Below are 2893 nucleotides of genomic sequence, written 5' to 3' on the forward strand. Positions count from 1 at the left end.
GTGCACCGACTACCGCCTGCTGTCAGGCATGCAGACAGACGGCGACCACGGCATCGAGGCCATCAACGACATCGTGACGCGCATCGCCAGCGAGCCCTCGAAGGACCTCAGCGCGGCGGACATCGCGGCCGAACTCGGCATGAACGCAGGCCGCTTCAGCCGGCTGTTTCGCCGCGCCACCGGCCACAGCTTCCTGAGCTACGTGAACCAGGTGCGCGTGAACAAGGCCTGCCTGCTGCTGATGCAAAGCGAGCGCTATGTCACCTCGATCTGCTACGAGGTCGGCTTCAACAATGTCTCGAATTTCAACCGCCGGTTCCTGGAGATCAAGGGCGTGACGCCGACCGAATTCCGCAGGCAGAGCCAGCTGCGTTTCGAAGGGTGCGGGTAGTTTGTAGAACTAAACCCATTCGGGTTCAAGGAAGCCGGGATGCGCGAAAGTGCTTGGCGCCTGCGCTATGAGCAGGTCCTCATCGATGAGGGCGAGCACCGGATCGAGCATTGGGGGTTACGGCAAAATTCGGCCAGGACCAGTCACTGGCGCCACCTTCCCATGACCCGACATACGGATTTAGGAATCACACCGTGAAGACGGCAAGCCGCAATAGCGGATTGATTTTGATCCTGGTCATCCTGTTGGCGGGATGGTCGTCTCATCGGGGATCGCCTCCAGGCCGAGTCCGGCGAACGTGCGCAGCGAGGCGATCTCGTACAGGGCTTCTTCCATCGCCGGGTCGCTCAGGGCGAACCAGTTCTGCATCAGGTGCACGCGCAGCATGGCTTGCAACGGGTAGGGCCGACGGCCTCGGCCTGCCACTGGATAGTGGGGTTCGATGACTTTGAGCAGCGCCTTCCACGGCACCACCAGTTCCATCTCGGCAAGGAAGACTTCGCGCTTCGTCTTCTTCCTCTTGCCAGCTTGCTCGGCATCCGCAAAACTGATCTGGCTCATCGCTCGTGCTCCTTTGCAGGGTTCAGTCCTTCATGCAAGAAACGTGCTCTTGATCAGACCTTCCCTAGTCCTCGCGAACAAGCACATCGTTCTCGAAGCGATAGCGAAAGTAGAACCACTTCTCCGTTTCCGATTTCGCCTCGATGCGAAATGCCGTGATCAGCCGTTCACCGTCGGTCTTCAGGTAGATCGCGCCGTACACCTCGACGTTGCTGCGCGCGAGTTCCTTCACGTCGGCCTTGAGCTGGGCGATCTTGTCCGGCGAAAGCTTGCCCGCGGCCAGCTTGTCGATGCTGGCCAGCAGCTTGCCGACCGCGTTCTTGTCCTCCATCGCCCGCGAGGAGCGCTGGAGCTCGGTTGAAAGAATCACCGGCGCGCCGCCGCGGCCAAAGCGCCCCAGGCGGCCCAGCAGGTCGGGCCTCGGGTGGATGTGGCCCTCTTCGTCCCCCGACGAAATGATGAAGGCCGCCGGATTGACGGCATCCAGAAACGCATCCGTGACCTTCTCGGAGCCGTGGTGGCACGACTTCATGACGTCCGACCTGAACGTGCCGCGCGCCTTCGTCACCATGTCGTCGTAGGCCGGCGTGCCCGTCTTCGGGAACTTGCTTGCGCCGGTGTAGTGCTGCAGCAGGAATTTTTCGGCCCCCTCGTTCAGGTCGCCGCCGAACAGCACGCTGAACTTTCCGTACTGGAGCCGCAGGATGACGGAATGGCCGTTCTTGGTTTCGCTGTAGGTGCCCAGTTGCCGCAGCGCCGGCGTGCCATCGGGGCCTTCTTCGACGACGGGCGCCAGCACCCGTATCGTGTAGCCGCGGTTGTCCGACGGGGCGAAGTCGGGCATCCAGGCGGCGCCGTCTTCCATCGTCGCGTGCTGCACCGACAGCATGCAGATGTCCTGGATCTTCGGGTTCTCGAGCGCGGCCTTCATGACCTGCGCAAACAGGTAGCTCGTGCCGGCGTTCTCGAAGATCGTCTTGACGGTCGCGTAGTCTGTCGCGAGATCGCCGATGTAGGCGACGGAAGCGCCGTCTTCCTTCACGGGCTTGCCGCCCAGCTTCTCCCAGGTTCCCCCGACGGGCCGCTCCACGAGGCCGTTGTGATAGACCGCGCCGAATCCGATGCCGGGGTCGGCAAAGACGTCCTTGAAGCCGTGGTAATGATCGCTGTCCGGGTGCGTCATGACGGCGGCCGCGAAGCCGAAGCCGCGGTACGTCTGGAACCTCGCGGCGAGAAATGCGCGCATGTTGCCGCTCTCGCCGGCGTCGATCACCACGATGCGCTCTTCGTCATCGGTCTCGGGCGAGATCAGCACGGCACCGTCGCCCTGCCCCACGTCGACAAAGATGATCTCGAGCGGCCGGCGGGCGACGGTGTCTTCCTTGCGGATGTAGAGCGTGCGCCGCTTCGTCGGCGAGCGGGCCGCCCAGTCGATCTCCAGCCATCCATCGCCGAGATCTTTCTTGACCTTCAGGTAGTCGCCCCAGATCACCTCGCGGAATTTTTTCTTCTTGTCATCGTAGAGATGGATCGGACTTCCGTCCCCGCGCAAGTTGACGAATCGGTGTGCCATGGCCCGCCCCTCGGTTGACGAATCTCGTGCTTTTAGCAGCGCTGGATACGGAGCGCATCTGGCGAAAGCGGTATGGCGCGAACGGTCGCGGTGGCGGCTGAAACCCGTGCATGGCAGGCAACGCAGGAATTTGGCAGAAAACGCCGCCCCACGGCCCGGACAGCCAGATCGGCATGGCTCGAGACTTACCCGCATGACCAATGCAGCCGCGCAGCAGAACATGATTTCTGCCACTTCCCCGGCCCTCGGCACGGTGGGCACCCGCCCTGCCGGAGGGTCCGTCAAGAACCTTCCCGTCAATCTGTTCGCCGCCGTGATGGGCCTCTCAGGCCTCGCACTGGGCTGGCGCTTTGCGCACACCGCATTCG

At 62.8% G+C, this 2893-nt stretch carries 2 protein-coding genes and 2 pseudogenes; 2 read left to right on the forward strand and 2 right to left on the reverse strand.

Translation table 11 applies throughout. The features are described 5' to 3' along the window. A partial coding sequence (locus AC1DXX_RS33230; RefSeq protein ID WP_478138457.1) for a helix-turn-helix domain-containing protein occupies positions 1 to 391 on the forward strand: 391 nt, incomplete at its 5' end. 252 nt (positions 392 to 643) lie between these two features. On the opposite strand, the pseudogene AC1DXX_RS33235 reads toward AC1DXX_RS33230, so the two are convergent. Then, positions 644 to 952 (reverse strand): annotated as a pseudogene (locus AC1DXX_RS33235) (transposase); the annotation flags it as partial. 64 nt (positions 953 to 1016) lie between these two features. Further along, positions 1017 to 2525 carry a ComEC/Rec2 family competence protein gene (locus AC1DXX_RS33240; protein ID WP_478138458.1) on the reverse strand — a complete coding sequence of 503 codons (1509 nt, stop codon included), beginning with the start codon at positions 2523 to 2525 and terminating at the stop codon, positions 1017 to 1019. A gap of 220 nt (positions 2526 to 2745) precedes the next feature. On the opposite strand from AC1DXX_RS33240, the pseudogene AC1DXX_RS33245 reads away from it, so the two are divergent. Next, positions 2746 to 2893, forward strand: a pseudogene (locus AC1DXX_RS33245) (SLAC1 anion channel family protein); the annotation flags it as partial.

The organism is Variovorax sp. P4_B10, assembly GCF_056402375.1.